The sequence below is a fragment of the Kribbella sp. CA-245084 genome (assembly GCF_050942355.1).
Taxonomy (GTDB): domain Bacteria; phylum Actinomycetota; class Actinomycetes; order Propionibacteriales; family Kribbellaceae; genus Kribbella.
This window is the reverse complement of sequence record NZ_CP192053.1, coordinates 4,290,691-4,316,279: the sequence shown is the minus strand read 5'-3', so window position 1 is coordinate 4,316,279 and position 25,589 is coordinate 4,290,691. Positions and strand designations below refer to the sequence as shown.

Genomic DNA, 25,589 nt, shown 5'->3' with positions numbered 1-25,589 from the left:
GTCGAAGAGCATCCGGCACTCGCCTCGATGCCCGGATGCTATCGGCGCAGATGGTTCACGCATTCGTCACCCCGGTTTTGGATCGATCGGTTCAAAACGTGTTATGCTCGGCGGCATGCCGAGACCGAGGACGTTCGACGAGGATCGCGCCATCGACGCCGCGATGCGCGTGTTCTGGTCGGCCGGCTACGAAGCGACCTCGACGCAGGACCTCTGTGACGCGACCGGCCTCGGCCGGAGCAGCATCTACAACACGTTCAGCAGCAAACGCGATCTGTTCGACCGCGCCCTGCGCCGGTACGTCGACCAGTTCACCGCCGCCCAGCTCCACGTCATCGAGGACGCCGCCGTACCGATCCGTGAACGGGTCCGGCGGATCCTGTGGGCGGCGGTCGAGCCGGAGCCCGACGATCCGGCCGGCTGCTTCGTCATCAACACGATCGTCGAGCTCGGCCCGAAGGACGCCGAGATCATCGACCTGCTCGACCGGGACCACGAGTCCAAGCTGACTGCCCTGACGAACGCGATCCGCGCGGCGCAGGCCGGCGGTGAGCTCGACCCGGAGCGGGACGCGACCGGCCTCGCGACGTACGTCTTCACCGTTCTCGGCGGCCTCCGCGTCACCGCTCGGCGCGGCGCCGACCGCGCCAGCCAGCAGGCCGTCGTCGAGGCGACTCTCCGCAGCTTCTAAGTACTCCCCGCCGCTCCAATCCGAGAGGACATCCATGCCTCGCGCTGTCTATCTGCTCGGCCTGGCGATCTTCGCCCAGGGCACGTCCGAGCTGATGCTCGCCGGCCTGCTCCCCGAGATCGCGACCGACCTCGACGTGTCGATCCCGGCCGCCGGCCTGCTGATCTCGGCGTTCGCCGTCGGCATGCTCGTCGGCGCGCCGATCCTGGCCGTCACCACCCTGCGCTGGTCCCGCCGCGCAGCGATGCTCGCGTTCCTGGCGATCTTCGCGCTCACCCACGTCGCCGGCGCGCTGACGTCGTCGTACGGCGTCCTCCTCGCGACCCGCGTCGCCGGAGCCTTCGTGTACGCCGGATTCTGGGCGGTCGCCTCGGTGACCGCGATCGAGCTCGCCGGACCGGAGGCCCGCGCCAAGGCGATGAGCATCCTGGCCGGCGGTCTCACCGTCGCCACGATCGTCGGCCTGCCCGCGGGCACGCTGCTCGGCCAGCACCTCGGCTGGCGATCCGCTTTCTGGGCGGTTGCCGCGACGTCGGCGCTCTCGATCATCGGTGTCGTCGCCACGATCCCGCGGGGCCGGGCGGAGCGGACTCCCGAGCTGCGGCAGGAGGTGCGCAGCATGGCGAATCCGCAACTGTGGCTCGCCTACGGCACGACCGCGCTGTCGACCGGCGCGATCCTGGTGATCTTCAGCTACCTCGCTCCTCTGCTCACCGACACCACCGGACTGTCGGACGGCTGGGTGCCCGCGATCCTGGCGTTGTACGGCGTCGGCGCGCTGATCGGCATCACGGTCAGTGGACGGACCGCGGACCAACGCCCGTTCAGCACGCTGGCCCTCAGCCTGACCGGCGTGATCGTCGCCGCGATCGTGCTCGCGCTCGCTACACGTACTCCGTGGCTCGCCGTACCGGCGATCATCGCGGTCGGGACGTTCGGGTTCGCGTCCAACCCGGCGGTGAACTCGCGGGTGTTCAGCGTCGCCGGATCCGCGCCGACGCTGGCCGCTGCGTTCAACATCTCCGCGTTCAACGTGGGGATCACGGTCGGGCCGTGGCTCGGCGGGCTCGCGCTGGACGGGGGCGCCGGGTACTCCTCGGTCGGCTGGATCGGCGCGGGGCTCGGAGTACTTGCCGTCGGCACCATTCCGCTCGCGATCCGGGCGGCTGGTCAGCCGGCGTACGAGAGGGCCACCTCGATGACCGGCTCGTAGGACGTGCGAGCGACGCCTGCCCAGAAGTCTTGCCCGGCCACCAGGTCCTCGGTCGTCATCCGGTAGATCAACGCGCGGATGAGCATCTGGCCCCACTCGGGCAGGTGTGCCCAGCGCGCGGCGAGCTCGGGTTCCGCGCCGTACCAGCACAGTGCGTCGGCAACGGCGACCGCCGACGCCCATGACGGCGGTCGCCAGTACACGGGCCAGTCGATGATCGCCGGCGGAAGCCCGTCGGCGAACATCACGTTCCCCGGCAGATCCCCGTGCACGACCTGCTCCACCAGCTCGACCGGCCGCCACGCGTCAACGAGCGGCGCCGTGAGTTCGCCGTACGCCGGACTGCCGTCGTACGACTGCTCGCCCCACGCGACCCGATCCCCGTCGGACCACGGATCGCTGCGCCCATCAAGGAAGTCGGGCCGCGGCAAACCTGCAACAGCCTCGTGGAAAGCCTCAGCTGCCGTCAGTACCTCGTCCTGCCGCCGGACGTCGGTCGCACCGGCGAGGAGCTCACTGGCCTCCCACCCGAACTCGACCCATTCACCGCGAAGGCTCCGCACGGGCCGAGGTATCCGAAACGCCTCGGAGCCAGGTAGGCAGTCCAACACCTCAGCCCGCCACACACTCTCCGAAACGGCGCGCTTCAGTACCACCGCTCCGGACCGCCACGTCTCGCCCTGCCCACCCGGCAGCAACACCACCGGCTCCGACAGACCGAACGCGTCCAGCACTTCCTCAGAAGGACCACCCATCCCCGCACCCTCCCATCAACAGCGCGCGGGCTCACCAGGTTTTAGGTCCGAGAGCTATAGGGTTCTGCGGTGACTGATCTCGACCTGTTCGGCGACCTCGACAGCGCTGCTCTTCCGGAGCGGCAGCAGCGGATCCTCGTGGTGATTCGCGACTGGGTGACCCGGCACGGGTACCCGCCTAGCAGTCGGCAGATCGGTGACGCGGTCGGGCTGCGGTCCTCGTCATCGGTGTCGAAGCACCTGGCCAGCCTCGAGGAGAAGGGCTTCCTGCGCCGGAGTCCGTCGGTCTCCCGGCCGATCGACGTCCGGATGTTCCTGCAGGAGACGAGCATGCAGTCCACCAGCGACGACAACGTGCCGGTCCCCGTGGTCGGTGACATCGCGGCCGGTACGCCGATCTCCGCGATCGAGCACGTCGACGACGTCATGCAACTCCCCCGCGGGCTGACCGGGCGCGGCACCGTGTTCGGGCTCCGCGTCCGCGGCGAGTCGATGATCGACGCCGCGATCTGCGACGGCGACATCGTCGTGGTCCGCCAGCAGTCCGAGGCGCACTCCGGCCAGATCGTCGCCGCGATGATCGACGAGGAGGCGACGGTGAAGGTCTACCGCCGCCGCAACGGCCATGTGTACCTCGAACCGCGCAACCCGGCGTACGAGGTCATCGACGGCGACAACGCCTCGATCCTCGGCGTGGTCGTGTCGGTACTCCGCAGCGTCTAGGGCAGCGGCTAGCTCTCGAGGTTGGTCTTCAACCGGGCCATGTTCCGCACCATCTCCTTGCGGGACTGCGGGACCACCATCAGCGGCACGAGCAGCTTGCCGATGCCGTGACCCTCGAAGTCGAGGTCGATCGTCACCGTGCTCGCGTCGCGGCCGGCGATCGGCTCGACCGACACCTTGACCGTCGACCGGATCGGCCCCTCGTCGCCGTGCACAGCCCACGCCCGCGGCGGGTCGAACTCGGTCAGCCGCGACGTCACGTCCCGCTCGCGGCCGCCGATCTTGCGACGGGTCAGGCACTTCGCGCCGACGACCGGCTCGCCGCCCTCGAGGTGTCCGCCGGTGACGTTCGCCTGCCACTCGGTGAAGTGGTTCGGGTCCGTGACGTACGCGAACACCTCGTCCGCCGTCCGCTCGACCTCGATCTTCGTGACGATCGATCCCATTGCCCCAGTCTCCTACTCAGTCGGATGCTTTCGATCTGTTGACGATCGGGACGGCCCCGGATTCGACACGTTTGACGCCGAACAGGACCGGGACCCCAGGGAGCGCCGACAGTAACCACGCTAATACCGCCGAGACGACGAAGGCTGACGGCAGCAGGACGGCGTACTTCGTCCAGATCGCGGCGTCCCACTGCACGACGAAGTACGCGATCGCGAGGATGACCGGTTGGTGGACGATGAAGTACGGCATCGCTGCCCGGGCGAGCGGGGTCGGCAGCGTGCGCTGGAACGCCGGTGCGCGCATTCCGAAGCCGAGCACGGCGACCAGCCAGCCCCAGACGGCGAACGTGATGAGCGGCGAGTACCAGAGGTACTGCCACGAGTAGCCGGGGTCCTGCCACCAGCCGTCGAGGAAGTCGATGATCCCGGTGACGACGCCGAGGAGGAAAGCGCCGATGCCGAGGATCAGCCCGGGCACGGCGTCCCGTCGTACCGCTGCCATCAGGCCGTCGTCGGACATCACCAGATACCCGACGACGAAGAAGTCGAAGAAGAACACGAACTCGCCCCACCCGTGCTCCGGACCGGGCGCGGCGAGCAGCAGCAGATGCACCGGAACCAGCGGTACGGCGAGGAGCAGGATCGAGCCGCGGCGCTGACATCTCCGCGCGATCCAATCCGTCCGGCCGCGCAGCAGCATGAACAACGGCAGCCCGAGCACGGCGAACTGGATCAGGTAGACGAGGAACCAGAGGTGGTACGTGTCCCGCAACCACAGCGGCGCATGTCCGGCGAGATCGCTGAAGAACGTCCGTACGTCGCCGAAGAACGACTGGCTGGACCGGCCCTTGTGGTGCTCCTCGATGAAGTATTGCAGCGGTGACAGCAGCACGTACGCGACGACGAACGGGATCAGCAGACGGATCGACCGCTCCTTGAGGAACTGCGTCGCGGTCCGCCACCGCAACGCCAACCAGGCGGCCGAGCCGGAGATCATGAAGAAGAACGCGAGACCCCACAAGCCGAGGAATGCGATCGCGATCGAGATCCCCTCGCTCGTCTGAGTGTTCTTCACATGCCAGTCACCGTCGTCGAACGGCCGCAGGGTGTGGAACACGAACACCCCGAACACCGCCAGCACCCGCAACCAGTCGAGAAACCACAACCGTTCGCCCCGCCCCTGAGCTCCCATGAAGAAAGCATGGTGGCTCAGCGGGCCAGCCGCTCGCGCAACAGGTCGAGTTGCGCCGGATTGGCCGTCAGTTCGGCCGCGCGCTCATCTGCGAGGCGTGCCTCGGCATCGCGGCCGAGGTCGCGGAGGAACTGCGCCCGGGTCGCATGGAACAAGGGATAGGTGTCGAGGGCGAGCCGGTCGAGCTCGGCTAGAGCGACCGCCGGTCCTTCGACGAACGAGAGCGCGACGGAGCGGTGCAGGCAGGTCACGGGACTCGGCTGGAGCGTGAGAAGCATGTCGTACAGAACCAGGATCTGGGGCCAATCGGTCTCGGCCCAGGTCGGCGCCTCGCTGTGGCAGGCCGCGATGGCGGCTTGCAGCTGGTAGGCGCCGGGCGCGTGGTGACGATAGGCCGTTCGGGTGAGCAAGGCTGTCGCTTCGGAGATCGCTGTGTGGTCCCAGAGCGTGCGGTCCTGGTCTTCGAGCAGGACGAGTTCGCCGGCCGGCGTGAAGCGGGCCGCCGTACGGGCTCGGTGGAGGCGGATGAGGGTGAGTAGTCCTGCGACCTCCGGCTCGTTGGGCAGGAGGCCGTGGAGTAGCGCGGTCAGCCATTCGGCGTCGTCGACCAGGTCTCGCGAGTGTGCGCGTTCCGCCGTACTGGAGAGGTAGCCCTCGTTGAAGAGCAGGTAGATGACGGTCAGTACTTCGGTGAGGCGCTCGGGCAGCTCGTCGTCGCGCGGGATCCGGTACGGGATCCCGGCGTCGGTGATCTTGCGCTTGGCCCTCGTGATGCGTTGAGCGACCGCGGACTCGGAGGCGAGCAGGGCGGCCGCGATCTGTGCGGTCGTCAGGCCGCAGACCACTCGTAAGGTGAGCGCGACCTGCGCCTCGCGGGCGAGGGCCGGGTGGCAGCAGGTGAAGATCAGCCGCAGCCGGTCGTCCGGTGCCGGGTGGTCGTCCTGGCGCTGCAACTCCGTCAGCTTGGCGCGGTAGTTCTGCTGACGACGCAGTACGTCGAGACCGCGCCGCTTGGCGACCGTGAACAACCAGGCGTCCGGCCGATCCGGGATGCCCTCGACCGGCCAGCGCCTCAACGCGATCTCGACCGCGTCCTGGACCAGGTCCTCCGCCGCGGAGAAGTCACCCAGCAGCGAGACCAGAGAACCGGCCAACCGACCTGCGTGGTCACGCACCACGCGGGCCAGCTCGTCCTCGGTACTCACATCTCTGCCACCGGACGAATCTCGATCACCGGACAGGCCGGCCAGGTCCTCACCATCCGCAGCGCCTCGTCGAGGTCAGCGACGTCGATCTCGGTGAACCCGGACACGACCTCCTTGCCCTCGATGAAGGGACCGTCGGTGGTCATCGCCACGCCACCGTCCAGCCGGACCGTGGTCGCCGTCTCCGGGCCCTGGAGCTTGTTCCCGCGGTCGGTGATCTTGTCCCGGTGGTCGTCGAACCACTGGTACACCCGCCGATAGGCCTCCTCCCGCTCGGCCGGCCCCTTCGCCTCGAACTCCTTGGCGAACTCCTCGGTCTCGATGAACATCAGCACGTACTTCACCCGCACACCTCCGGTCGGTAGCTTCAGCCTGATGACGATCGGGGTCACGCTCAATCCGACACTCTGACATTCCCGGGTGACATCGTGTCCGCATGAAGCACCCGATCTTCGCCCGGATGTACACGCGAGTGCGCCCTGCGATGGATCGGGAGGGCGCGGCCGAGCACCGGCGGCGGCTGCTGGCCGGGGCGGCCGGTCGGGTGGTCGAGGTCGGCGCGGGTGACGGCGGCAATTTCGCTCACTATCCGGCGGAGGTCTCTCGTGTTCTCGCGGTCGAGCCGGAGCCCTATCTGCGGGCTCAGGCACTTCGGGCCGCTGCAACAGCACCTGTGCCGGTCGAGGTTGTCGAGGGTACGGTGGAGCGGTTGCCGGCTGCTGACGGGTCAGCCGATGTGGTTGTGGTGTCGCTGGTGCTGTGTTCGGTGCGGGATCAGCAGGCGGCGCTGGCTGAGGCTCTTCGCGTACTCCGCCCTGGCGGCGAGTTGAGGTTCTACGAGCATGTTGCCGCGGACGGCGGACGGCTGGAGACGATGCAGCGTCTCGCGGATGCGACGGTATGGTCGTTGTTCGCCGGCGGGTGTCATCTGCATCGCGATACCGCGGCGGCGATCGAGGCGGCCGGGTTCGTGATCGAGGAGCTCGATCGGTTCGATTTCCCTGCCGATCAGCCGAATCCGGCGCGTCCGCACATCCTGGGCCGTGCCAGATCAGCGGTGGTTGGGCCCGTCGTCTGAACCAGACTTCCCGGAGTCGTCCGACCCGTGCTTGCCGGACGTCGACGTCGCCGTGCTCTTCCCTGTGGTCTTCGCTGTGCTCGGGCGGGTGCCGCCCTTGTCGTCTCCCGGCTCGGTCGTGCTGCCGGACTTCGGAGTACGAGTGCGGTCGCCGCCGTGATCGTCGACGGTCGGGGTCGGTGTCGGGGTGATCCGCTCGCTCTGCGGCGTAATCGTCTCCGGCGGCGGAAACCACAACGGCGCCGGCGACTGCCCCGGCGTACCCGGATCAAACGCAGACCACACTGCGGTCCCACCGGCGACCAGCCCAGCCGCAGCCACGAGCCCGAGCACCCCGCTCCCGACCCACGCCAGATACCGCGCAGACCGCCGCGGCGCCACGTCATCACTACGCCCGGCCTGCAGCACAACAGGCCTCCGCCGCACATCACCCACCCCAGACCCTGCATCCACGCGCTCCGCGCCACCCGCGCCGTGCGCGTCGCCCGCGGGCGCGGCGCTCTGCGAGTGTGCCGCAGCGCCGGCGCGCTCCGCACGCCCCGCAGCCGCGGGGCCCTGCGCCCCGTCCACGGTGCCGGCGGTCTCCCGCCCGCCCGCGGGGCGGGCGCTCTGCGCCTGGTGCGCCCCGTGCGCCTCGTGCGCCTTGTTGTCCATGGTTCGAGCGTGCCGCACGGGGCGACTCGGGGGTATCGGACGTTGGTACTAGTACCTAGTTGTCCCGGCGTTGGCGTTGGGCCCAGAGGGCTGCTTGGGTGCGGTCGGTGACACCCAGGCGTTGGTACACGTTCGTGAGGTGTGCCTTGACCGTGCGCTCGCTGATCCCGAGCCGTCGGGCGATCGTCTTGTTCGGCAGGCCGGCGCCGACCATGTCGAGCACCTCCTGCTCGCGGTCGGTCAGCTTGGTTTCGGGTCCCGGCGAGCGCCGGTTCGTCAGCAGCACCCGCGCCGCCTTCGGATCCAGCGGCGAACCACCTGACACGATCTCCCGGACACCAGCCAGGATCACTTCAGGCTCGCTGTGCTTCAGCAGATACCCCTCGGCCCCGGCCTGCAGCGCATCCAGGATCCGCGCCTGATCGCTGAACGACGTCAGCACCAGCACATGCACCTCGGGCGACGCCGCCACGATCCGCTCGGTCGCGGAGATCCCGTCGGTCCCCGGCATCGACAGATCCATCAGTACGACGTCCGGCCGCAACTCTGCCGCCATCGTCGCCGCCTCGGCCCCGTCGCCCGCAGCGCCGACCAGCTCGATGTCGTCCGCAGTACCGAGCAACTGGGACAGGCCGGTGCGGACGATCGCATGGTCGTCGGCGATCAACACCCGGATCACCCGCGTCACATCGGTACCTCGGCTTCCACCCGTGTCCCCTGACCGGGCGCGGCCCGGACCGTCAGTGTGCCACCCGATTCCGCGAGCAGGTCGCCGATCGAGCGTAGCCCGAGGTGCCCGCGGCTGCTGCGCTCCCCGAGCCGCGAATCATCGAATCCACGCCCGTCGTCGTCCACGATCAACACCCCTCGCCCGTCCGAACGACCGGCCTTGATCAGTACTTCGCCGGCCCCGCTGTGCGCGGCAACGTTCCGCACGACTTCCTGCGCAGTACGGAACAACAACGCGGCAACTGCCGGCGGCAACTCCTCCGCGCCGTCGGTCTCCAGCCGTACTTCGATCCCCGCCCGCTCCAGCCCGGCAGCCAACTCGGCCAACGCCGACGTCAGCCCCTCCTCGGCGAGATTCGGCGGGTAGATGTCGACCAGCAACGAGCGAAGCGACCCGATACTCCCGCGCAGCCGGCTCGCGCTGTCCGCGATCAACTCGGCCCGCTGTCCCTCGGTCGGATGCCCGAGCCGCATCGCGTCGAGCGCGTAGTTCAAGCCGGTCAGCTCTTGTACGACGCCATCGTGCAACTCGCCCGCGATTCGTCGGCGCTCGGCGTCTGACGCGTCCACCGCATGCTGCAGCAACCGCTCGCGATCCCGCTGCTGCCGCTGCACCCGTCGGGCGAGCGACCACGCGAACGGAATCTGCACCAACTCCAGCACCAGCAATGCTCCCAGCGAGGGCGGTGCGAACCGTCGCCACGCTGCCTGTCCGGCTTCGGTGACTGCCCGGTACTCGAAGTACGCCTCGAACAGCATCGGTTCACCGTTCGTGCCGCGCACCTCGACGTACACCTCGAGCAGCTTCTTGTAGGGGATCTCGAACTTGTTCTCCGGCCGGCTCAGGTCGCTGACCTCGGATGCGCTGCTTCCTTGGCGTTGCAGGGCTTCCTGCTCCTCGGCTCCGAGCGGGAACTGCTGACCGATCAACCGCGGCTCGTCCGAGTAGACGATCCGCCCGTCGGCGTTCCACAACTTCACCCGGACAAGAGACCCCTGCAGCACGTACCTCCGCATCGCCTGGTCGAACGCCGTGAGCGCACCGGGCTGCCCAGCGATCACCGCTGCGTCCAGCCGCGGCTCGACCACACCCCGCGCGGTCACGTACGTCACCTGTCGCGCGGACTCGGTCGCCTGTTCCACGCCGGCCTGCCGCGCGACGAACGCAATCAGTGCAGCCAGCGAGAGCAGCACGATCAACCCGGCTGCTGTGAAGCGCACCAGAAGGCCGACCGTCGAGATCGGTCCCTTGTCCGCACGTCGGAGTCTCCCCATGTCAGGGATCGTAGGGTGCGTCCACCGCCGGACGGCAGCCCGACAACGGTCCTAGTACCAAGGTGCACTACCGGAGCCGACCAGCCGACGGCGAGCGTTGTCGGCATGAAACTTCCGCTGTCGCTCGCAGTCGCCGGGCCCGCCGCACGACCGGAGCTACCCGCTCTCGCCGCCGCGTCCGGCCTGGTCGTACTGCGAGTCGGCGCGGTCCTGCTCCGCCCCTGGCCCCTCGCCCTAGCGGTGGACCACGCCCTCCGCCCCGGGCCGGGCTCTGCAGCCGGGCCGGGCTCGGGGCTTGGTGCGAGCCTCGGGGCGAGCCCGCTTGCCGTGCTCGTCCTGGCCGCGGCCGCCGGCGTCCTGCTGTCCGCGATCGTCGGGCTGCTCGACATGGCGAGTCTGCGGACGGTCGAGGGCGCGGCCGAGCGCATCGGGGCCTCGCTCCGGGCGACCATGTTCCAGCGCACGATGACGCGCTCGCTCCGCTGGCACGACCGGATGCGGAGCGGCGAGCTGGTGTCCCGCCTCACCACCGACGTCGGCCGCCTCCTCGACGCGGTCGTCGCGATGACCACCTCGTTCCTGCCCGACGCGGTGATGCTGGCCGGCGTACTCGCCCTGCTCGTTGCCTTCGACCCCGAACTCGCCCTGATCGGCCTGGCCGTCGCCCCGGTGCTCGCCGTACTCGCGGTCGGCCAGCGCCGCAGGATCCGCGCCGCGCAGCACGCCGCCCGGACCGAGTCCGGACGGTTGGCCGGGGCAACAACCGATCTGCTCCGCAACGTCCGCGCCGTCCAGGCGTTCGGCCGGATCGACCGCGCCGCCGCGATCTTCGGCACCCGGAACCGCGCCGTCCTCGACGTCGAGCTCCGCGCCATCGACGTGGACGCCCGCTGGACTCCGATGGCGGACATCGTGCTCGCGATCGGCACTGCGCTCGTCCTGGTCGTCGGCGGACGCCACGTGCTGACCGGTGCGCTCTCGGTCGGCGGGCTCCTCGTCGTCCTGGCCTACCTCCGCGACCTCTACTCCCCCGTCCGCGGCCTGACCCGTCTGTCCGTCGTACTCGCGAAGGCCGGAGCCAGCGCGGTCCGCGTCCGCGACGTACTCGACTGCGACGAGGTCGTCGAGGACCGGTACGACGCTCGCCCGGCGCCCCGGCTGCGCTCCGGCGTCCGCTTCGAGCGAGTGTCCTTCGGCTACGAACCCGGCCGCCCAGTTCTGGACAACTTCGACCTCGACATCACGGCCGGCGAGACGGTCTGCCTGCTCGGCCCGAGCGGGATCGGCAAGAGCACCTCGCTCCACCTGCTCCTCCGCCTGTACGACGTCGATGCCGGCCGGATCCTGATCGACGGTGTGGACCTCCGCGACTGCGACCAGCGCAGCCTGCGCGACCGGTTCGCGTTCGTCCCGCAGGATCCCTGGTTGCTGGACGCAACGGTCGCCGAGAACATTGCCTTTGGCAACCAGAACGCGACCCGCGGCGGCGTGATCGCGGCCGGACGGACCGCCCTGGTGGACGAGTTCGCCGACGGGATGCCTTTCGGCTACGACACTCCGCTGGGCGAAGGCGGCGTACGGCTGTCCGGCGGTCAGCGCCGCCGGGTCGCGCTCGCCCGAGCCGCAGTGTCATCCGCTCCGATGGTGCTGCTCGACGAGCCGACCGCCTCGCTCGACCCGGTCTCGGCCGCCACCGTGATCCAGGCCATCCGGGCGATGACAACTGGGACCTCGCGCCGAACGGTGCTGATGGTCACCCACGATCGCGACCTGGCGGCGATCGCCGACCGGGTCGTCACTCTCGACCACCAACTCGCCGGAAGGAGGTGAACACCATGCGCATCAAGCCTGTCATGCACCACGGACGGTCCCGTAGCCGGTCCCGTTCGCGCAGCCGCAGCCGTTCCCGCAGCCGCTCGCGCGGCTGACCCACCAGCCTGCCGCCGGGGCGCATCCCGGCGGCAGGCTTCACCTCTTCTATCGGAGACTCACCATGCTTGTCGACACCCCGACCGATGACGTTGACGGCCTCGCCGTCTGGGACTGGGCTGAAGGCTGCGAGCTGCCCGGCGGAACGTTCTCGATCGAGCGCCTCGGCATCGGCCACCGGTGCGAGACCTGGCTGGCGTGGTCGGTCCGGCTCTGGGCACCCGCCGTACTCAAGGCTGCACGCCCTCATCAGATTCACCATCCTCGCGCGGTCAAGTCCCTCCGACGCGAGACGGCCGCACTCGCCGGCAACCTGCATCCGGCTCTCCCGCGGCTGCTCGCCGACGGAACCGACGACCCGATCCCCCACATCCTCGTCGAGTACGTCGACGGCCCCACGCTCGCCGACGAACTCGAGGACAACGGACTCCTCAGCATCGCCGAGACGGCGAATCTCGGAGCACAGTTGCTGCCTGCATTGATGGACCTGCACCGTCGCGAGCTGGCCCACCTGGACGTGAAACCGGACAACGTCGTACTGCGGGACGGCAGGCCGGTGCTGATCGACTACGGCAGCGCGCGCCGGATCGGGAGCGAGCAGCCCGCCGGGCATCCGGTCGGAACCGAAGGCTACGCGTCGCCGGCACAAGAAGCGTGCGAGCCGGTCTCCGCCGAGATGGACCTCTACAGTCTCGGCCGGACGCTCGCCGAGGCCTGCGGAGAGCTGCCCGACAGCCTCCGCTTCCTCCTCGCGCCGCACCCCACGGCCCAGCGTGGGCTCGCCGCCCTGGCGGAGACGGCCGGCGAACTCAAGCCGTGGCCGTCCTGGCTCAGGGCATGAGGTCCATCGCCGCCCGGCCCTCTGGGAAGTACGTCGGAACCGATACCTGGTCGTGCACGATCATCCACTGTCCGTCGATCTTCTGCCATGCCGACGTCCAGCGCAGCCAGTAGTCGATCTTGCCGCCGGTGCCCAGGCTCGCGTTCATGTGGTTGAGGCTGTAAACGACCGCGAGGCTACCGTCGACGAGCACCGTCAGGTCGCGGGTCTCGTACTCGAGCGGCAGCTGGAAGACGGTGAAGACCTGCTCCCAGTTCGACATCTTCTTCTCCGCGCCGAGGTGCCGCAGCGGCGCTTCGATGTCGAACGAGACGATGTTCGGCGCGAAGATCGTCCTCAACGTCTCCAGGTCCCCGGTCTGGACCGCGTCGAGCAGGCTGTCGATACGCTCACGGATATCTACTTCGGCTACTGCGTTGTCTGTGGTCATGATCGCTACGACGAGACAGCGGCGCGGACTGTCAGACCTCACAGTTCGCCGGGCTGCCCCGTCGTACGGAGTATGAACGAGGAGAGGATCGACATGAGCGAGCCCGGCCTGAGCGCGATCATGAGCGAGCGGCGGCAGCTGATCAACCTCGCCTACCGGCTGCTCGGGTCGCTGGCCGACGCGGAGGACGTGGTCCAGGAGACCTACGCCCGGTGGTACGCGATGACGCCGGCCGAGCAGCAGGCGATCGACAATCCGGCCGCATGGCTGACCAAGGTCGCCAGCCGGATCTGCCTCGACCTGCTCCGCTCCGCGCGGTCCCGGCGCGAGCGGTACGTCGGTGAGTGGATCCCCGAGCCGCTCCCGGAGAGCACCGAGTGGCACACCGGTCAGCCGGCCGGTCCCAGTGATCCAGCCGACCGCGTCACGCTGGACGAGTCGGTCAACATGGCGTTCCTCGTCGTACTCGACGCGATGACACCCGCCGAGCGCGTTGCGTTCATCCTGCACGACGTTTTCCGGTACCCGTTCCCGGAGGTGGCCGAGATCGTCGGTCGTACTCCGGCTGCCTGCCGTCAGCTCGCATCCTCGGCCCGGCGGCGGATCCGCGACGCGCAACTCCCGGCCGCGCCCTCCCCGCACCGGGCGGAGCTCATCCGGCAGTTCAAGCAGGCGTGGGAGGCGACCGACATCGCCAAGCTCGTCAGCCTGCTCGACCCCGAGGTCACCGCGGTCGCCGACGGCGGCGGTATCGTGACGGCCGCACTCGAGCCGGTGCACGGCGGCACAGACGTCGCGTCGTACTTCGCCGGGCTTCCGGTGTTCATGCTCGGCCGCGAACTCGTCGAGCGCGTGGTGAACGGCCAGCCCGGTCTGGTGATCCAGTTCGAGGGCGTGATCGAGACCGTGATCGCGTTCGACGTGGACGGCGATCACATCACGAACATCTGGGCGATCAGGAACCCGGAGAAGCTGGGGCCCTGGACGAACTGACCAGCGCCATCACCGTCTCCTGCGCACAGGCCTTGTTCACGCCGATCCCGCCGCGAGCGCCGCGTTTGATCCAGCCCGCCACGTAGTGCCCGGGCCGGCCGACGACGGCGCCGCGGACGTTCGGCACGATCCCGCGCTCCGGGTCGAACGGCAGTCCGTCGATCGGCGTCCCTTCGAACCCGATCGCGGTAAACAGGTTGCCCGCGGCAATCGTCGTACCGTCGTCCAACGCGAGTCCTTCGGAGGTCCACGCGGTCGGGCGGGCGTGGTGCCGCAGCTCGACGCGATCGCCCGCCGCGGCCAATAGCTCCTTCAGAGCCGAGTCCGTGTACGCCGCCTCGCCCGGCCCGCGCCGCCCGAGCAGCACGACCTCTTTCACACCGCCGGCCGCTAGCACCCGCCTGACATCCGACGACACGTCCATGTCCCGTAGCCGCGCCTCATCGCTCAGCAGAATCCGTGCGACATCAAGTGCAACGTTGCCGTTCCCAACAATCACCGCCCGCGGACCCACAAGCTCCACCGGTCTGACCGCCCCCGGCCGCCCGTTGTACCAGGCAACAAAGTCCTCGGCAGTACAGGCCGCGTCCTCCCCCGCAATCCCTAACCGCCGGCTCCGCCGAGCCCCCACAGCATGAACCACCGCGTCAAACCCGTCCGGCAGTTCACGAGCATCCGTTCCGGGCAACCAGCGCACTCGCTCGTGCTGGAGGATTCGTTCGAAGGTCTGCATGATCTGCTTCGTGCTCGGGTGATCCGGCGCCACGCCGTACCGCACGAGCCCGCCGACCTGCTCGAGCCGATCGACCAGCGTCACCCGAGCTGTTGTCCGCAGCAACAACTCACGCGTCGCATACATCCCCGCCGGCCCGGCCCCGACGACCAGCACCCGCCGCGGTCCACCGCCCCACACCTGGTAGGTCGGCGCCTCCCAGCTGTCGAGGTCCGTCGCGTCCAGCGGCTCCTGCCCAGCGAAGTACGCAGCGTTCCGCTCGACGTCCTCAGCCGAAGCCTTCTCGACCGGCTGGGCAGCATCGACCGGGCAGATGTCAGCACAAGCCCCGCAATCGATGCACGTCCGCGGATCGATGAACAGGCTCGCCCCGGTCCCGAACCCGGGCTCGCCCGGCGACGGATGAATGCTGTTCATCGGGCACACAGAAACGCAGCTTGCGTCCGAGCAGCACTCCCCGGAGATTGCGTAGCTCACAGCAGCCCGGTCCGCCGATACACCCGGGACGCGGCCGGCGTCAGCAGGCCGAGCGACCCGAGGAAGTCCATCAAGTTCGCGCAGCTCGTCCGCAGCAACGACCGGTGATGCTCGTTCCGCCGCGCCTCACGGACCGCCCGATCCACATCCAGACCGACGTTCGTATAGACCGCCGGACCGACCATGCTCGACACGATCATGTCGGCCGCGATCGCGATCACCAGCGCACTCACCCACCGCCGTCCGCGACCGGCTCCGGCCAGCCGCTCCCGGGTCTCCTCGCGAGCGAACACCATGTGCCGCGACTCCTCCACCACGTGGATGTGGTTGACCGTACGCACCAACGGCTCGACCCGCCGGTCCCGCATCCAGTCGCGCTGCATCACGTCCAGGACCTCTTCGGCCACCAGGATCGCGGCGTACGCCGACTCGCCCGTGGCGACCGTCTTGAACATCCGCCCGAGCTCGCGCGCCAGCCACCGCGGCCGGTACGCCGGCTCCACCATGCGCTCGGTCGCCCGCGCGAACATGATCGAGTGCCGGCACTCGTCGGCGATCTCCGTCAGCGCCCACTGGAACTCGGCGCTCCGGGCCGGCTTGTCGTAGACGTCCCGAAGTACCAGTTGTTGCAGGATCAGCTCGAACCAGATCCCGGTGGTCGCCACCGACGCGGACTCGTGCCGGGTCAGCTCCCGCTGCTGAGCCTCGGTCAGCTCGTCCCAGTACGGCGTGCCGTAGAGCGTGCTCCACTCCGGCGACATCCCGTACCCGTCGCCGACCGGCGCGTCCCAGTCGATCTCCGTCTCCGGATCCCGGGACAACCGGGTCGCCGACCCGAGCAACCGCTGAGCGGTCTCATCCATCCCACACACCTCCGATGCGATATGACATCGTCTATGTAACATAACCGCTGTCCCACCATCCGGCAAGCCGCCCGCCCGGGATACCCTCGGGCTTTGTGATCCGGATGTGGCCGCTCTACGCGGCAGGCTTTACAACGGCCTTCGGCGCGCACGCGGTGGCGGCGAACCTCGGCGGATCGTCAGCCGATGCCGTCACGTCGCTGCTCACGCTCGGTGTCCTGCTGGCGTTGTACGACGGTGCCGAGGTGTTGTTGAAGCCGGTGTTCGGGACCATCGCCGACCGGATCGGTGCGCGGCCGGTGCTGTTGCTCGGGCTGGTCGGATTTGCTGTTGCCTCAGGTGCCTATGTGTTCGTCGACCGGCCCGGCTGGCTGTGGGTGGCACGGCTCGGACAAGGAGCGGCCGCCTCGGCGTTCTCGCCCGCGGCCTCGACGCTGGTCGCGCGCTTGAACCCGGCGAGCAAACACGGGCGCGCGTTCGGTAGCTACGGGTTCTACAAGAGCATCGGGTACACGGCGGGGCCGCTGCTCGGCGGTGGGCTGGTGTGGCTGGGCGGGTTCCGGCTGCTGTTCGGTGTGATGACGGTGCTTGCCGCGAGCGTGGCGGTGTGGGCGCTGGTCGCCGTACCCGTCGTACCTCCGTTGCCGCGGACGCGGCAGACCGTGCTCGATCTCGCGCGGCGGATCACGGATCCGGTGTTCCTCCGACCGACCATGGCGCTGGCGGCCGCGACGGCGGCATTGTCGGTGGGCGTCGGGTTCCTGCCGGTCACGGGCGCTTCGGACGGGCTCGGGACGATTGCCACCGGAGCAGCCGTTTCGTTGCTGGCGGCAACGGCCGCGGTCGTGCAGCCCCGGACCGGCCGGGCGCTCGACGCCGGACGGCTGACGACCCGGACCGGGATCACGGTCGGCCTGGGTCTGGCGGCGCTCGGCTTCGGCTGCGCCGCACTACCTGGCGTCGCGTTCCTGCTGATCGCCGCCGCATTGATCGGTGCAGGCACAGGCGTAATCACGCCACTCGGGTTCGCGGCGCTGGCCGCGAGCACTCCGCCCGAGCGACTCGGACAGACCATGGGCACGGCCGAGCTCGGCCGTGAGCTCGGTGACGCGGGCGGCCCACTCTTCGTCGCCGCAGTCGCGACGATCGCAGTACTGGAAGCCGGCTACCTCGCGCTCGCCGTACTCCTTCTCGTGGCTCTCGTCATACTCGGCCCGAAACGAAGCTGAACAGGCTCTGCCCGGTGATCAGCGGCTCAGGTACGCCGGAGAAGCGGTGCACGCCGACGCCGAACCCCGCGTCGCGGTCGGACAGCCAGACGCGTTCGAAGCCGCGGGCCTCGAACCAGTCGCAGATCGACGGCACCAGATCCGGGTCTTCCCGGTGGCGGGTCCAGATCACCGTTCCGCCGGTTCGACACAGCTGCGGGCTCGCGTCGACGGTCCGCCGGATGTCGTCGGCGCTGATGTTGCCGAAGATCCCGCACAGCAGGACCAGCTCCGCCGGCACGAGCCCGACGTACTGATCCGTCAGTGAAGCGTCGCCGGTGACGACCTCCACCTGGCCGAATTCCGCGGCGCGTTCCCGTGCGGAGGCGGCCAGCACAGGATCAAGCTCGACGAGTCTCGCCTGCACGTCCGCCCGACGCGGATGGTCCGTCAGCACCTCGAGCAGATCCCTGCCTTGGCCGGCGCACAGGCTCACCACCGGCACCGGACCGGCGGGTGCTCGGTCGAGTGCCGCGCGGACCTGCTCCTTCACCGCCTCGAGGCGTCGCGACAGCTCGGACTCGGGGTCGTCGTACCGCTCGTGCCACGTCTTCCAATCCATGGCGGGAACCCTAAACGGCACCGCCGACAGCCACGCTGCGGTCGAGCAGGTCGAAAGCACGATTGACCAACGCGAGCACTCGCTCCCGGATCTCGTCGGCCTCGAGTCCCTCCTCGGTCCATCGCTCGACCATGCGGAGGGCGAGCGGATGGATGTTGAAGATCTGATGCGCCAGGATCCGCGCGGTCAACTCATCCACCTCTGCAGCCAGAGCATCAGCGACCGCATCCTCATGCCACGCCCACATCTGCTGGCCCTTGGCCTGCAGCAACGGACTGCCGGCCAGGACCCGGCGGAAGTGTGCCGACTGTCCGTTCGGATGGTCGGCGAACCGCCCCAACGACCGGCGCCGCAGACCAGCCAGCAGACTCTCGCCGTCTTGCCGATCGGCGACCGCCTCCAGCCAGCGCTGCTCGATCTCCTCGGCGCGGTCGAAGAACAGATCCTCCTTGGCCGGGTAGTAATTGAAGACCGTCTTCACCGACACATCCGCCGCCGCGGCGACCTCCGCGACCGTGGTCTGGTCGAAGCCGCGCTCGGCGAACAGCCGCAGCGCGACGTCCGCGATCCGCGCGCGGGTCTCCGCCTTCTTACGTTCCCGCAAGCCAGCCATTCAGGCACCTCCTTGCGACACCAGCTTACATCGAGCTATAACTTTATAGTCGAGTGTAATTTTAGATCCGAGTGTAGGAGAACATCATGGCGCGAACTTCGGTGCTGATCGTCGGAGGCGGGCTCGTCGGCCTGTCGGCAGCACTCATGTTGCAGTACCACGGGGTGGATTTCGTCCTGGTCGAACGCCGTACGGGCGCCTCGGTGCTGCCGAGATCTCGCGGGGTGCACATCCGGACCGTCGAGATGTTCCGGCAGCTCGGCATCGAGAACCGGGTGCAGGAGGTCGCGGCGACTGCGTTGAAGGCCGGAGCCTTCGGCGGCGCCCGCCACGGCCGGAACCTGATCGACTCCGAGGCGCTCGACCTCAAGAACATCCACAAGATGGGCCTCGGTCTCGACCCCAGCCCGTCCAACTTCTGCTTCTGCCCGCAGGTGCTGCTGGAGCCGGTGCTGGCCGACATCGCACGCGAACGCGGCGGCGACCTGCGCTTCGGCACGGAGCTCACCGAGTTCACCGCCGGGCCTGACGGCGTGACGGCGACGATCGGCGGTGAGCAGCTCGAAGCCGACTACCTGCTCGCCGCGGACGGGACCGGCAGCCCGATCCGTACCAAGCTCGGCATCACCGGCTGGACGTTGCCGCCGACCCACAAATACCTGAACGCGTTCGTGCGGGCCGACCTGACCGAGCTCGTCACCGGACGCACGTTCAGCCAGTGCGATATCGCCAACGAGGTCGTCCGCGGCATGATCCTCGCGAAGAACAACACCGACGAGTGGTCGTTCCACCTCGAGTACGACGACACTCCCCCGGACAACGTGCTCGAGCAGCTCCACGCCGCGATCGGCAAGGACGATGTCGACGTCGAGATCCTTGCCAGCAGCACCTGGGACACCCGCGTCCACGTCGCCGACGAGTACCGCCGCGGCCGTGTCTTCCTCGCCGGCGACGCCGCACACCAGCGCGCGCCGTGGGGTGGGTACGGCGCGAACACCGGGATCGCCGACGTACACAACCTGACGTGGAAGCTCGCGATGGTGCTGAAAGGACAGGCCGCGCCAGAGCTGTTGGACACGTATGAGCCTGAGCGGCGGCCGCGCGCCGTACTCGCGGCCCAGCAGGCCCGCATCCGTACGGACTTCTTCGCGCGCTACGGCATCGAGACACCGAGCAACGCCGCCGATGTGGCGCAGCAGATCGACACCGGCGCGATCATGTCGCGCTACAACTACGCAGATGACGGGTACGTCGATGCGCTGACGGGTCAGGTAGGTACGCGCCTGCCCCACGTCGAGCTGCCCGATGGCCGATCCACGCTCGATCTCTGCGGGCCGGAGTGCGTCGTCATCGCCGGGCCGGACGCGCCGGACTTCGGCGACACGGTCCGCGTCCACCGGATCGGCAACGGCATGGAGTGGGCCGGTCTGCTTGCCGATGGGGCTTTACTGGTGAGGCCGGACCAGCACGTTGCCGCTCGCTCCGATGCCGGCCTGACGCCCGGGACCCTGACCTCGTATCTGCCGTAACTCTCGCGATCTGTAATCTCGCGGTGACAGAAGGACAGGAACTTCCGGGACCGATGGATAGTTGTCTTTCAGGAGCCCGTGCGCGATCAGAGGAGAGTCATGGCAAGGCGTGTCGAACAGAAGGCTGCGGCCCGGGAGCGGATCGCAGCGCAGCTCGCCGCCCAGCAGGCGGCGGAGCGCCGGCGGCGCCTTCTGCTCGCGGTGGGTGCGGTCGTCCTGGTCATCGTGATCGTCGGCGGGCTGGTGACGATCCGGCTGGTCGGCGGCGGCAAGAAGACGGCGACCGGTCCGACCGGCGCCGCCGACGCGGCCCTCATCACCGCGCTCTCCTCGATCCCGGAGTCGACGTTCTCGACGGTCGGCACGGAAGGCGTGAAGGCGGTGCCGTCCGCGATCACCGCGCCGGCACTGACCGCGAACGGCAAGCCGAAGGTGCTCTACATCGGCGCCGAGTTCTGCCCGTTCTGCGCGGCCGAGCGCTGGCCGGTGACGGTCGCGCTGTCCCGGTTCGGCACGTTCAGCAACCTCGGTACGACGCACTCGGCATCCGCGGACGAGTTCCCGAACACGCCGACGCTGTCGTTCCACGGCGCGACGTTCACGAGTCAGTACCTCGCCTTCACCGGCGTCGAGACGACGACGAACGAGCAGGAGGGGAACGGGTACAAGCCGCTCGACACCCCGGCCGCCGACGACGAGAAGACGTTCGAGACGTACAACAAGCCGCCGTACGTCTCGAGTGAAGGGTCGATCCCGTTCATCGACATCGGCGGGAAGTTCGTGTCGTCCGGCGCGACGTACAGCCCGCAGCTGCTGGCCGGCAAGACCCAGGCGCAGGTCGCGGACGCGCTGAAGGACCCGAACAACGACATCTCCAAGGCCGTCATCGCGTCGGCCAACGTGTACACGGCGGCGATCTGCAAGATCACCAACAACCAGCCGGCCAACGTGTGCACCAGCTCCGCCGTCACCGCGGCGGCCTCGAAGCTCGGCAGCGGCAGCTGACCGTGAGCGACACAGCACAGCGGTCCTCCCAGACATCACTGGGCTGGATCCCATGGGCCACGTTGGTGGTGTCAATCGCAGGTCTGGCGGTCGCCGGATACCTGACCTACGAACACTTCACGGCTGGTACGACGCTCGCGTGCCCGGACACGGGTGTCGTGAACTGCGCCAAGGTCACCAGTAGTCAGTACTCGAAGGTGTTCGGCATCCCGGTCGCCCTGCTCGGCCTCGGCTTCTTCGTCGGCATGACGGCGCTTTCGGTGCCTCCGCTCTGGCGTACGTCGTCACCGTGGCCGGCTCGGCTGCGCCTGGCCGCCGTACTCGTCGGGGTCGTGTTCATCTGCTACCTGATCTGGGCCGAGCTGTTCCAGATCAACGCCATCTGCTTGTGGTGCACGGTGGTCCACGGCCTGACGCTGGTCCTGTTCGCGCTCGTCATCATCCGGCAGGCGTTGATCCCGCCGACGTCATGATTTAGTGCCGCTCGGGTACAAGTGGGCTATGCAAACTGCCGGGGCTGAGAAGTGGGTGCCCCGCGACGGTGGGATGCGGAAGGTTCGCGCCACGCTCGGGGACTGTCGTGGGTGTGAGTTGTGGGAGGACGCCGAGCGGGCCGTCGCGGGTGAAGGGCCGGTCCGCTCGCGGATGATGCTGGTCGGCGAGACGCCCGGTGATCACGAGGACAAGGAAGGCCACGTCTTCGTCGGTCCGGCCGGGCGGTTGCTCGACCGTGCGCTGGAGGAGGCGGGGATCGACCGGTCGGACGTCTACCTGACAAACGCTGTGAAGCACTTCCGGTTCGAGCGCGAGGGCAAACGGCGGATCCACAAGACGCCGTCCGCCGGGCAGATCACCGCCTGCCACCCGTGGCTCGCGCGCGAGCTCGAGATCGTGAAGCCCGCGTTGGTCGTGATCATGGGTGCCGTCGCCGCACGGTCGTTGCTGGGCCCGAGTTTCAAAGTGACGCAGCACCGGGGCGAGAAACTCGAGCTCCCCGACGGCGGCACCGCGATCGCGACCGTCCACCCCTCCGCGGTCGTCCGCTCGCAGGACTTCACCCGCGATCTCGGTCTCTTCGTCGACGACCTCCGCGCCGCGGTCGCGCTACTCGACTAACGCGGGGTCCACCGCCAGTCTCGAACCTCCGGGAGGTCCTCGCCGTACGTCGTCACGTACGCGTGGTGACGGGCGCGCTGATCGGCGAAGTACTGCCGCGTCGACACCGCCCGGCTGCCCAGCGACGGCACCCGGTCGATCACGTCCATCGCCAGGTGGTAGCGATCGAGGTTGTTGCGGACGACCATGTCGAACGGCGTGGTCGTCGTACCCTCCTCGAGGTAGCCGCGGACGTGCAGGTTGTCGTGTCCGCGCCGACGGTAGGTGAGCCGGTGGATCAGCCAGGGATAGCCGTGGTACGCGAAGATCACCGGCTTGTCCGTGGTGAACAGCGCGTCGAACTCGGCGTCCGGCAGCCCGTGCGGATGCTCGCCCTCGGACTGCAGCCGCATCAGGTCGACGATGTTGATGACCCGGATCCGCAGGTCGGGCAGGTGTTCGCGCAGCAGGTCGACGGCGGCCAGCGTCTCCATCGTCGGTACGTCGCCGGCGCAGGCCATCACGACATCCGGCTCGCCCTCGTCGTTGCTCGCGAACTCCCACACGCCGACGCCCCGCGCGCAGTGCAGTGAGGCCGCCTCCCAGTCGAGCCAGTTGGGCTGCGGTTGCTTGCCTGCGACAACGACGTTGATGTAGTTCCGGGTCCGCAGGCAGTGGTCCATCGTCGACAGCAGCGTGTTGGTGTCCGGCGGCAGGTAGACGCGGACGACCTCGGCCTTCTTGTTGACGACATGGTCGATGAAGCCCGGGTCCTGGTGCGAGAAGCCGTTGTGGTCCTGTCGCCAGACGTGCGACGTGAGCAGGTAGTTCAGCGACGGGATCGGCCGGCGCCACTCCAGCCGGTTGATCGTCTTCAGCCACTTCGCGTGCTGGTTCACCATCGAGTCGACGATGTGGACGAACGCTTCGTACGACGAGAACAGCCCGTGCCGACCGGTCAGCAGGTATCCCTCCAACCAGCCCTGGCAGGTGTGCTCGCTCAGGATCTCCAGCACGCGACCGTCGCGGGCGAGGTGGTTGTCGGTGTCGAGCAGCTCGGCCTGCCACTGCTTGCCGGTCGTTTCGTAGACGGCGGTCAGCCGGTTCGACTCGGTCTCGTCCGGGCCGAACAGACGCAGGTTGTCGCTGTTGAGGCGGAAGGCATCTCGCAGGAACGCCCCGAAGACCTTCGTCGGCTCACCGTCCTCGGCGCCGGGCGACTTCACCGGTACGGCGTACTCGTCGACCGCCGGGAGCTCGAGGTCGCGGCTCAGCACACCACCGTTGGCATGCGGGTTCGACCCCATCCTCAGCTCCGGACCCGGCGCGAGCTCGACGAGCGCCGCGACCGGACGGCCGTAGTCGTCGAACAGCTCCTCGGGCCGGTAGCTGCGCATCCACGATTCCAGCTGGCGGAGATGGTCCTCGTTCGTCCGTACGCCGGACAGCGGGACCTGATGTGCCCGCCACGTGTTCTCGACCGGCTCCCCGTCGACGATCTGCGGGCCGGTCCAGCCCTTCGGCGTACGGAGCACGATCATCGGCCACGTGGGTCGCGGCGGCGGCTCGGGCGCAGATCGTGCCTCCACCTGGATCTCGTCGATCCGGTCCATGCACCTGTCCAGCGTCGCGGCCAGCGCCTGGTGGACCTCGGCCGGCTCGGAGCCCTCGACCAGATGCGGCTCGTATCCGTACCCCTGCAGCAGCGCGGACAGCTCGTCATCGCCGATCCGCGCCAGCACTGCCGGGTTCGCGATCTTGTATCCGTTCAGATGCAGGATCGGCAGTACGGCGCCGTCGCGCACCGGGTCGAGGAACTTGTTCGAGTGCCAGGACGCCGCGAGCGGACCGGTCTCCGCCTCGCCGTCGCCGACGACACAGGCCACGACGAGCTCGGGGTTGTCCGCGGCAGCGCCGTACGCATGGCTGAGTGAGTAGCCCAGCTCGCCGCCCTCGTTGATCGACCCGGGGACGTCCGCGGCCACGTGGCTCGGGATGCCGCCCGGGAAGGAGAACTGCTTGAACAGCCGGCCCATGCCGACCTCGTCCTGCGTGGTGTTCGGGTACTCCGCTGTCCAGCTGCCCTCGAGCCAGGTGTTCGCGACGAGCGCCGGGCCGCCGTGGCCGGGCCCGGTGACGAACAGGACCTCGCGGTCGCGCTGCCTGATCACGCGGTTGAAGTGCGCGTAGATCAGGTTGAGCCCGGGCGTCGTACCCCAGTGGCCGAGCAGCCGGGGCTTGATGTGCTCGGGCCGCAGCGGCTCACGGAGAAGTGGATTGGCGAGTAGATAGATCTGCCCGACGGACAGGTAGTTCGCTGCACGCCAGTAGGCGTCGATGCCTTGCAGTTCGTCGTCGGTCAGTGGCATGGCGTCGGTCTGCTGCACGGCTGGCTCCCCCAGCTAGCGGCCGACCGCCTTCGCGAGCTCGGCCTTCGTCATCTTCGAGCGACCCTTGACGTTCTTCTGCTTCGCCTCATTGTAAAGCTGCTCCTTGGTGCGCCCCTTGGAGCCGCTGTGCGACCGTAGGCCTCCACGCCGGCTCGAGGAGATGTCGTGCGTCGACGTACGGCTCTTCTCCTTCGCCTCACCGGACCGCGCGCGCTCCTTGTTCACCGTCCGCGCCGCGATCTCCTCGGCGGTGCCCTCGCTACGGCCCCGCTTCTTCAGCCCATCCTTGATGTGCTCGTACTGCCGCTCCCGCTTCGGACTCGACCCTGCAGGCATGTCGTTGCTCCTCTCACCCAATCCGCCGGTACCCGGAGTCCCCGCAGTCAATCGCTGCTCTAGCCGGAACTCCCGCTCGTCGGAGATCAGGAGCGCTTCTCGGCCAGGAGTTTCAGGCGACTGAGGGCTTCGGCGTTGCGGGGGTGGAGCATCAGGTCGGCGAGGTGGTCCGGGAGTAGGGAGATCGGGCCGCTGGTTGCCCGCTCGGTCATTGTCAGGAGGCAACCGGTGGGCGTCTCGGTGGCGCAGAACTCGACCTCGCCGCGGCCGGCGGGCCAGATACGGAGCTGCAGGCGGAGTCGACTCGACGGCTCGTACTCCAGGACCGTCGTCACGTCATCCAGCAAGAACGGCCACGCCCCCACCGAGTGATGGATCCGGCCGCCCGGCTCCGGCCACGGCGGGTCCACGTCACGGATCCTCGATGCGCCCACCACCCACGCGGCGTACGACCAACCGTCGGTGAGAATCGCGAACACGTCCTCGACGCTCGCCTCGATCAGACACTCGTTCTCGCTCACGCACCCCCAGTACCCGATCCACCACCCGCCACGCCGCCCGTAA

The 25,589-nt window shown here is 68.6% G+C and carries 28 protein-coding genes; 12 read left to right on the top strand and 16 right to left on the bottom strand.

The window, feature by feature from the left end:
• The first annotated feature begins 115 nt into the window (after positions 1-115).
• Positions 116-691, top strand: coding sequence for a TetR/AcrR family transcriptional regulator (locus tag ACQPYH_RS20725; RefSeq protein WP_432893742.1), 576 nt, complete (start codon positions 116-118; stop codon positions 689-691).
• 34 nt (positions 692-725) lie between these two features.
• Complete coding sequence (locus ACQPYH_RS20720; RefSeq protein ID WP_432893740.1) at positions 726-1,904, top strand: Cmx/CmrA family chloramphenicol efflux MFS transporter; 1,179 nt, start codon at positions 726-728, stop codon at positions 1,902-1,904.
• Here ACQPYH_RS20720 and ACQPYH_RS20715 read toward each other — a convergent pair.
• Positions 1,862-2,659: a TIGR02569 family protein gene (locus ACQPYH_RS20715; protein ID WP_432893738.1), complete on the bottom strand. Its 798-nt coding sequence runs from the start codon at positions 2,657-2,659 to the stop codon at positions 1,862-1,864. The two genes, ACQPYH_RS20720 and ACQPYH_RS20715, sit on opposite strands and share 43 nt — an antisense overlap.
• A 69-nt stretch (positions 2,660-2,728) precedes the next feature.
• Here ACQPYH_RS20715 and lexA point away from each other — a divergent pair, with 69 nt between their 5' ends.
• Positions 2,729-3,382, top strand: coding sequence for a transcriptional repressor LexA (gene lexA, locus ACQPYH_RS20710; protein WP_432893736.1), 654 nt, complete (start codon positions 2,729-2,731; stop codon positions 3,380-3,382).
• An 8-nt stretch (positions 3,383-3,390) separates the two neighbouring features.
• Here lexA and ACQPYH_RS20705 read toward each other — a convergent pair whose 3' ends face one another.
• The 4 genes from ACQPYH_RS20705 to ACQPYH_RS20690 are packed head-to-tail and all read right to left on the bottom strand — an operon-like array spanning position 3,391 to position 6,617.
• Positions 3,391-3,828: an SRPBCC family protein gene (locus ACQPYH_RS20705; RefSeq protein WP_432893734.1), complete on the bottom strand. Its 438-nt coding sequence runs from the start codon at positions 3,826-3,828 to the stop codon at positions 3,391-3,393.
• A 16-nt stretch (positions 3,829-3,844) separates the two neighbouring features.
• Positions 3,845-5,020, bottom strand: coding sequence for an acyltransferase family protein (locus ACQPYH_RS20700; protein WP_432893732.1), 1,176 nt, complete (start codon positions 5,018-5,020; stop codon positions 3,845-3,847).
• 17 nt (positions 5,021-5,037) lie between these two features.
• Positions 5,038-6,225, bottom strand: a complete 1,188-nt coding sequence (locus tag ACQPYH_RS20695) for an RNA polymerase sigma factor (RefSeq protein ID WP_432893730.1) — start codon at positions 6,223-6,225, stop codon at positions 5,038-5,040.
• On the bottom strand, positions 6,222-6,617 hold the full coding sequence (locus ACQPYH_RS20690) for a YciI family protein (RefSeq protein WP_432893728.1): 396 nt from the start codon (positions 6,615-6,617) through the stop codon (positions 6,222-6,224). The genes ACQPYH_RS20695 and ACQPYH_RS20690 overlap by 4 nt, the downstream gene beginning before the upstream one ends.
• 44 nt (positions 6,618-6,661) lie before the next feature.
• Between ACQPYH_RS20690 and ACQPYH_RS20685 the strand changes: the two genes are divergently transcribed.
• Positions 6,662-7,303, top strand: coding sequence for a class I SAM-dependent methyltransferase (locus ACQPYH_RS20685; RefSeq protein ID WP_432893726.1), 642 nt, complete (start codon positions 6,662-6,664; stop codon positions 7,301-7,303).
• On the opposite strand, the gene ACQPYH_RS20680 is transcribed toward ACQPYH_RS20685, so the two are convergent.
• The 3 genes from ACQPYH_RS20680 to ACQPYH_RS20670 are packed head-to-tail and all read right to left on the bottom strand — an operon-like array spanning position 7,277 to position 9,961.
• The gene (locus ACQPYH_RS20680) at positions 7,277-7,957 is read right to left on the bottom strand and encodes a hypothetical protein (protein ID WP_432893724.1); all 681 of its coding nucleotides are present in this window, start codon (positions 7,955-7,957) and stop codon (positions 7,277-7,279) included. The two genes, ACQPYH_RS20685 and ACQPYH_RS20680, sit on opposite strands and share 27 nt — an antisense overlap.
• 55 nt (positions 7,958-8,012) lie before the next feature.
• Positions 8,013-8,645 (bottom strand): response regulator, encoded by a 633-nt coding sequence (locus ACQPYH_RS20675; protein ID WP_432893722.1) that lies wholly within the window; start codon positions 8,643-8,645, stop codon positions 8,013-8,015.
• Positions 8,642-9,961 (bottom strand): sensor histidine kinase, encoded by a 1,320-nt coding sequence (locus ACQPYH_RS20670; RefSeq protein WP_432893720.1) that lies wholly within the window; start codon positions 9,959-9,961, stop codon positions 8,642-8,644. The genes ACQPYH_RS20675 and ACQPYH_RS20670 overlap by 4 nt, the downstream gene beginning before the upstream one ends.
• 105 nt (positions 9,962-10,066) lie before the next feature.
• Here ACQPYH_RS20670 and ACQPYH_RS20665 point away from each other — a divergent pair, with 105 nt between their 5' ends.
• Together ACQPYH_RS20665 and ACQPYH_RS20660 are read left to right on the top strand one after the other, a co-directional pair.
• Positions 10,067-11,791, top strand: a complete 1,725-nt coding sequence (locus tag ACQPYH_RS20665; RefSeq protein WP_432893718.1) for an ABC transporter ATP-binding protein — start codon at positions 10,067-10,069, stop codon at positions 11,789-11,791.
• Between the two features lie 163 nt (positions 11,792-11,954).
• Complete coding sequence (locus ACQPYH_RS20660; RefSeq protein ID WP_432893716.1) at positions 11,955-12,731, top strand: serine/threonine-protein kinase; 777 nt, start codon at positions 11,955-11,957, stop codon at positions 12,729-12,731.
• Here the strand turns inward: ACQPYH_RS20660 and ACQPYH_RS20655 are convergent.
• Positions 12,721-13,161 carry a YybH family protein gene (locus ACQPYH_RS20655; RefSeq protein WP_432893714.1) on the bottom strand — a complete coding sequence of 147 codons (441 nt, stop codon included), beginning with the start codon at positions 13,159-13,161 and terminating at the stop codon, positions 12,721-12,723. The genes ACQPYH_RS20660 and ACQPYH_RS20655 overlap by 11 nt on opposite strands.
• Before the next feature lie 93 nt (positions 13,162-13,254).
• On the opposite strand from ACQPYH_RS20655, the gene sigJ reads away from it, so the two are divergent.
• Positions 13,255-14,154 carry an RNA polymerase sigma factor SigJ gene (gene sigJ, locus ACQPYH_RS20650; protein ID WP_432893712.1) on the top strand — a complete coding sequence of 300 codons (900 nt, stop codon included), beginning with the start codon at positions 13,255-13,257 and terminating at the stop codon, positions 14,152-14,154.
• On the opposite strand, the gene ACQPYH_RS20645 is transcribed toward sigJ, so the two are convergent.
• Positions 14,117-15,304, bottom strand: a complete 1,188-nt coding sequence (locus ACQPYH_RS20645) for an FAD-dependent oxidoreductase (RefSeq protein ID WP_432893710.1) — start codon at positions 15,302-15,304, stop codon at positions 14,117-14,119. The two genes, sigJ and ACQPYH_RS20645, sit on opposite strands and share 38 nt — an antisense overlap.
• Before the next feature lie 56 nt (positions 15,305-15,360).
• Positions 15,361-16,227 (bottom strand): AurF N-oxygenase family protein, encoded by an 867-nt coding sequence (locus tag ACQPYH_RS20640; protein ID WP_432893708.1) that lies wholly within the window; start codon positions 16,225-16,227, stop codon positions 15,361-15,363.
• 104 nt (positions 16,228-16,331) lie between these two features.
• Here ACQPYH_RS20640 and ACQPYH_RS20635 point away from each other — a divergent pair, with 104 nt between their 5' ends.
• The gene (locus ACQPYH_RS20635; protein WP_432894441.1) at positions 16,332-17,456 is read left to right on the top strand and encodes an MFS transporter; all 1,125 of its coding nucleotides are present in this window, start codon (positions 16,332-16,334) and stop codon (positions 17,454-17,456) included.
• On the opposite strand, the gene ACQPYH_RS20630 is transcribed toward ACQPYH_RS20635, so the two are convergent.
• Together ACQPYH_RS20630 and ACQPYH_RS20625 are read right to left on the bottom strand one after the other, a co-directional pair.
• Complete coding sequence (locus tag ACQPYH_RS20630; RefSeq protein WP_432893706.1) at positions 17,431-18,057, bottom strand: SAM-dependent methyltransferase; 627 nt, start codon at positions 18,055-18,057, stop codon at positions 17,431-17,433. The genes ACQPYH_RS20635 and ACQPYH_RS20630 overlap by 26 nt on opposite strands.
• 10 nt (positions 18,058-18,067) lie before the next feature.
• Complete coding sequence (locus tag ACQPYH_RS20625) at positions 18,068-18,670, bottom strand: TetR/AcrR family transcriptional regulator (RefSeq protein ID WP_432893704.1); 603 nt, start codon at positions 18,668-18,670, stop codon at positions 18,068-18,070.
• A gap of 86 nt (positions 18,671-18,756) precedes the next feature.
• On the opposite strand from ACQPYH_RS20625, the gene ACQPYH_RS20620 reads away from it, so the two are divergent.
• From ACQPYH_RS20620 to ACQPYH_RS20605, 4 genes are all read left to right on the top strand, one after another.
• Positions 18,757-20,199 (top strand): FAD-dependent monooxygenase, encoded by a 1,443-nt coding sequence (locus ACQPYH_RS20620; RefSeq protein ID WP_432893702.1) that lies wholly within the window; start codon positions 18,757-18,759, stop codon positions 20,197-20,199.
• Positions 20,200-20,298: 99 nt separating this feature from the next.
• Positions 20,299-21,204 carry a DUF929 family protein gene (locus tag ACQPYH_RS20615; protein ID WP_432893700.1) on the top strand — a complete coding sequence of 302 codons (906 nt, stop codon included), beginning with the start codon at positions 20,299-20,301 and terminating at the stop codon, positions 21,202-21,204.
• A 68-nt stretch (positions 21,205-21,272) separates the two neighbouring features.
• Complete coding sequence (locus ACQPYH_RS20610) at positions 21,273-21,677, top strand: vitamin K epoxide reductase family protein (protein WP_432893698.1); 405 nt, start codon at positions 21,273-21,275, stop codon at positions 21,675-21,677.
• A 28-nt stretch (positions 21,678-21,705) separates the two neighbouring features.
• Positions 21,706-22,320 (top strand): UdgX family uracil-DNA binding protein, encoded by a 615-nt coding sequence (locus ACQPYH_RS20605; protein ID WP_432893696.1) that lies wholly within the window; start codon positions 21,706-21,708, stop codon positions 22,318-22,320.
• Here ACQPYH_RS20605 and ACQPYH_RS20600 read toward each other — a convergent pair.
• The 3 genes from ACQPYH_RS20600 to ACQPYH_RS20590 all read right to left on the bottom strand — a co-directional run bounded on the left by ACQPYH_RS20600 (position 22,317) and on the right by ACQPYH_RS20590 (position 25,546).
• Complete coding sequence (locus ACQPYH_RS20600) at positions 22,317-24,686, bottom strand: phosphoketolase family protein (protein WP_432893694.1); 2,370 nt, start codon at positions 24,684-24,686, stop codon at positions 22,317-22,319. The two genes, ACQPYH_RS20605 and ACQPYH_RS20600, sit on opposite strands and share 4 nt — an antisense overlap.
• A gap of 15 nt (positions 24,687-24,701) precedes the next feature.
• Positions 24,702-25,025 carry a plasmid stabilization protein gene (locus ACQPYH_RS20595; RefSeq protein WP_432893692.1) on the bottom strand — a complete coding sequence of 108 codons (324 nt, stop codon included), beginning with the start codon at positions 25,023-25,025 and terminating at the stop codon, positions 24,702-24,704.
• A gap of 86 nt (positions 25,026-25,111) precedes the next feature.
• Positions 25,112-25,546 (bottom strand): SRPBCC family protein, encoded by a 435-nt coding sequence (locus ACQPYH_RS20590; protein ID WP_432893690.1) that lies wholly within the window; start codon positions 25,544-25,546, stop codon positions 25,112-25,114.
• Between the last annotated feature and the right edge of the window lie 43 nt (positions 25,547-25,589).

Bases quoted from the DNA above. Each gene is read 5' to 3' on its own strand.
- ACQPYH_RS20615 (WP_432893700.1), top strand. From the start codon at position 20,299: ATGGCAAGGCGTGTCGAACAGAAGGCTGCGGCCCGGGAGCGGATCGCA.
- sigJ (WP_432893712.1), top strand. From the start codon at position 13,255: ATGAGCGAGCCCGGCCTGAGCGCGATCATGAGCGAGCGGCGGCAGCTG.
- ACQPYH_RS20720 (WP_432893740.1), top strand. From the start codon at position 726: ATGCCTCGCGCTGTCTATCTGCTCGGCCTGGCGATCTTCGCCCAGGGC.
- ACQPYH_RS20625 (WP_432893704.1), bottom strand. From the start codon at position 18,670: ATGGCTGGCTTGCGGGAACGTAAGAAGGCGGAGACCCGCGCGCGGATC.
- ACQPYH_RS20685 (WP_432893726.1), top strand. From the start codon at position 6,662: ATGAAGCACCCGATCTTCGCCCGGATGTACACGCGAGTGCGCCCTGCG.
- ACQPYH_RS20665 (WP_432893718.1), top strand. From the start codon at position 10,067: ATGAAACTTCCGCTGTCGCTCGCAGTCGCCGGGCCCGCCGCACGACCG.
- ACQPYH_RS20700 (WP_432893732.1), bottom strand. From the start codon at position 5,020: ATGGGAGCTCAGGGGCGGGGCGAACGGTTGTGGTTTCTCGACTGGTTG.
- ACQPYH_RS20670 (WP_432893720.1), bottom strand. From the start codon at position 9,961: ATGGGGAGACTCCGACGTGCGGACAAGGGACCGATCTCGACGGTCGGC.
- ACQPYH_RS20680 (WP_432893724.1), bottom strand. From the start codon at position 7,957: ATGGACAACAAGGCGCACGAGGCGCACGGGGCGCACCAGGCGCAGAGC.
- ACQPYH_RS20705 (WP_432893734.1), bottom strand. From the start codon at position 3,828: ATGGGATCGATCGTCACGAAGATCGAGGTCGAGCGGACGGCGGACGAG.
- ACQPYH_RS20635 (WP_432894441.1), top strand. From the start codon at position 16,332: ATGTGGCCGCTCTACGCGGCAGGCTTTACAACGGCCTTCGGCGCGCAC.
- ACQPYH_RS20645 (WP_432893710.1), bottom strand. From the start codon at position 15,304: ATGAACAGCATTCATCCGTCGCCGGGCGAGCCCGGGTTCGGGACCGGG.
- ACQPYH_RS20605 (WP_432893696.1), top strand. From the start codon at position 21,706: ATGCAAACTGCCGGGGCTGAGAAGTGGGTGCCCCGCGACGGTGGGATG.
- ACQPYH_RS20640 (WP_432893708.1), bottom strand. From the start codon at position 16,227: ATGGATGAGACCGCTCAGCGGTTGCTCGGGTCGGCGACCCGGTTGTCC.
- ACQPYH_RS20725 (WP_432893742.1), top strand. From the start codon at position 116: ATGCCGAGACCGAGGACGTTCGACGAGGATCGCGCCATCGACGCCGCG.
- ACQPYH_RS20620 (WP_432893702.1), top strand. From the start codon at position 18,757: ATGGCGCGAACTTCGGTGCTGATCGTCGGAGGCGGGCTCGTCGGCCTG.
- ACQPYH_RS20655 (WP_432893714.1), bottom strand. From the start codon at position 13,161: ATGACCACAGACAACGCAGTAGCCGAAGTAGATATCCGTGAGCGTATC.
- ACQPYH_RS20595 (WP_432893692.1), bottom strand. From the start codon at position 25,025: ATGCCTGCAGGGTCGAGTCCGAAGCGGGAGCGGCAGTACGAGCACATC.
- ACQPYH_RS20660 (WP_432893716.1), top strand. From the start codon at position 11,955: ATGCTTGTCGACACCCCGACCGATGACGTTGACGGCCTCGCCGTCTGG.
- ACQPYH_RS20630 (WP_432893706.1), bottom strand. From the start codon at position 18,057: ATGGATTGGAAGACGTGGCACGAGCGGTACGACGACCCCGAGTCCGAG.
- ACQPYH_RS20715 (WP_432893738.1), bottom strand. From the start codon at position 2,659: ATGGGTGGTCCTTCTGAGGAAGTGCTGGACGCGTTCGGTCTGTCGGAG.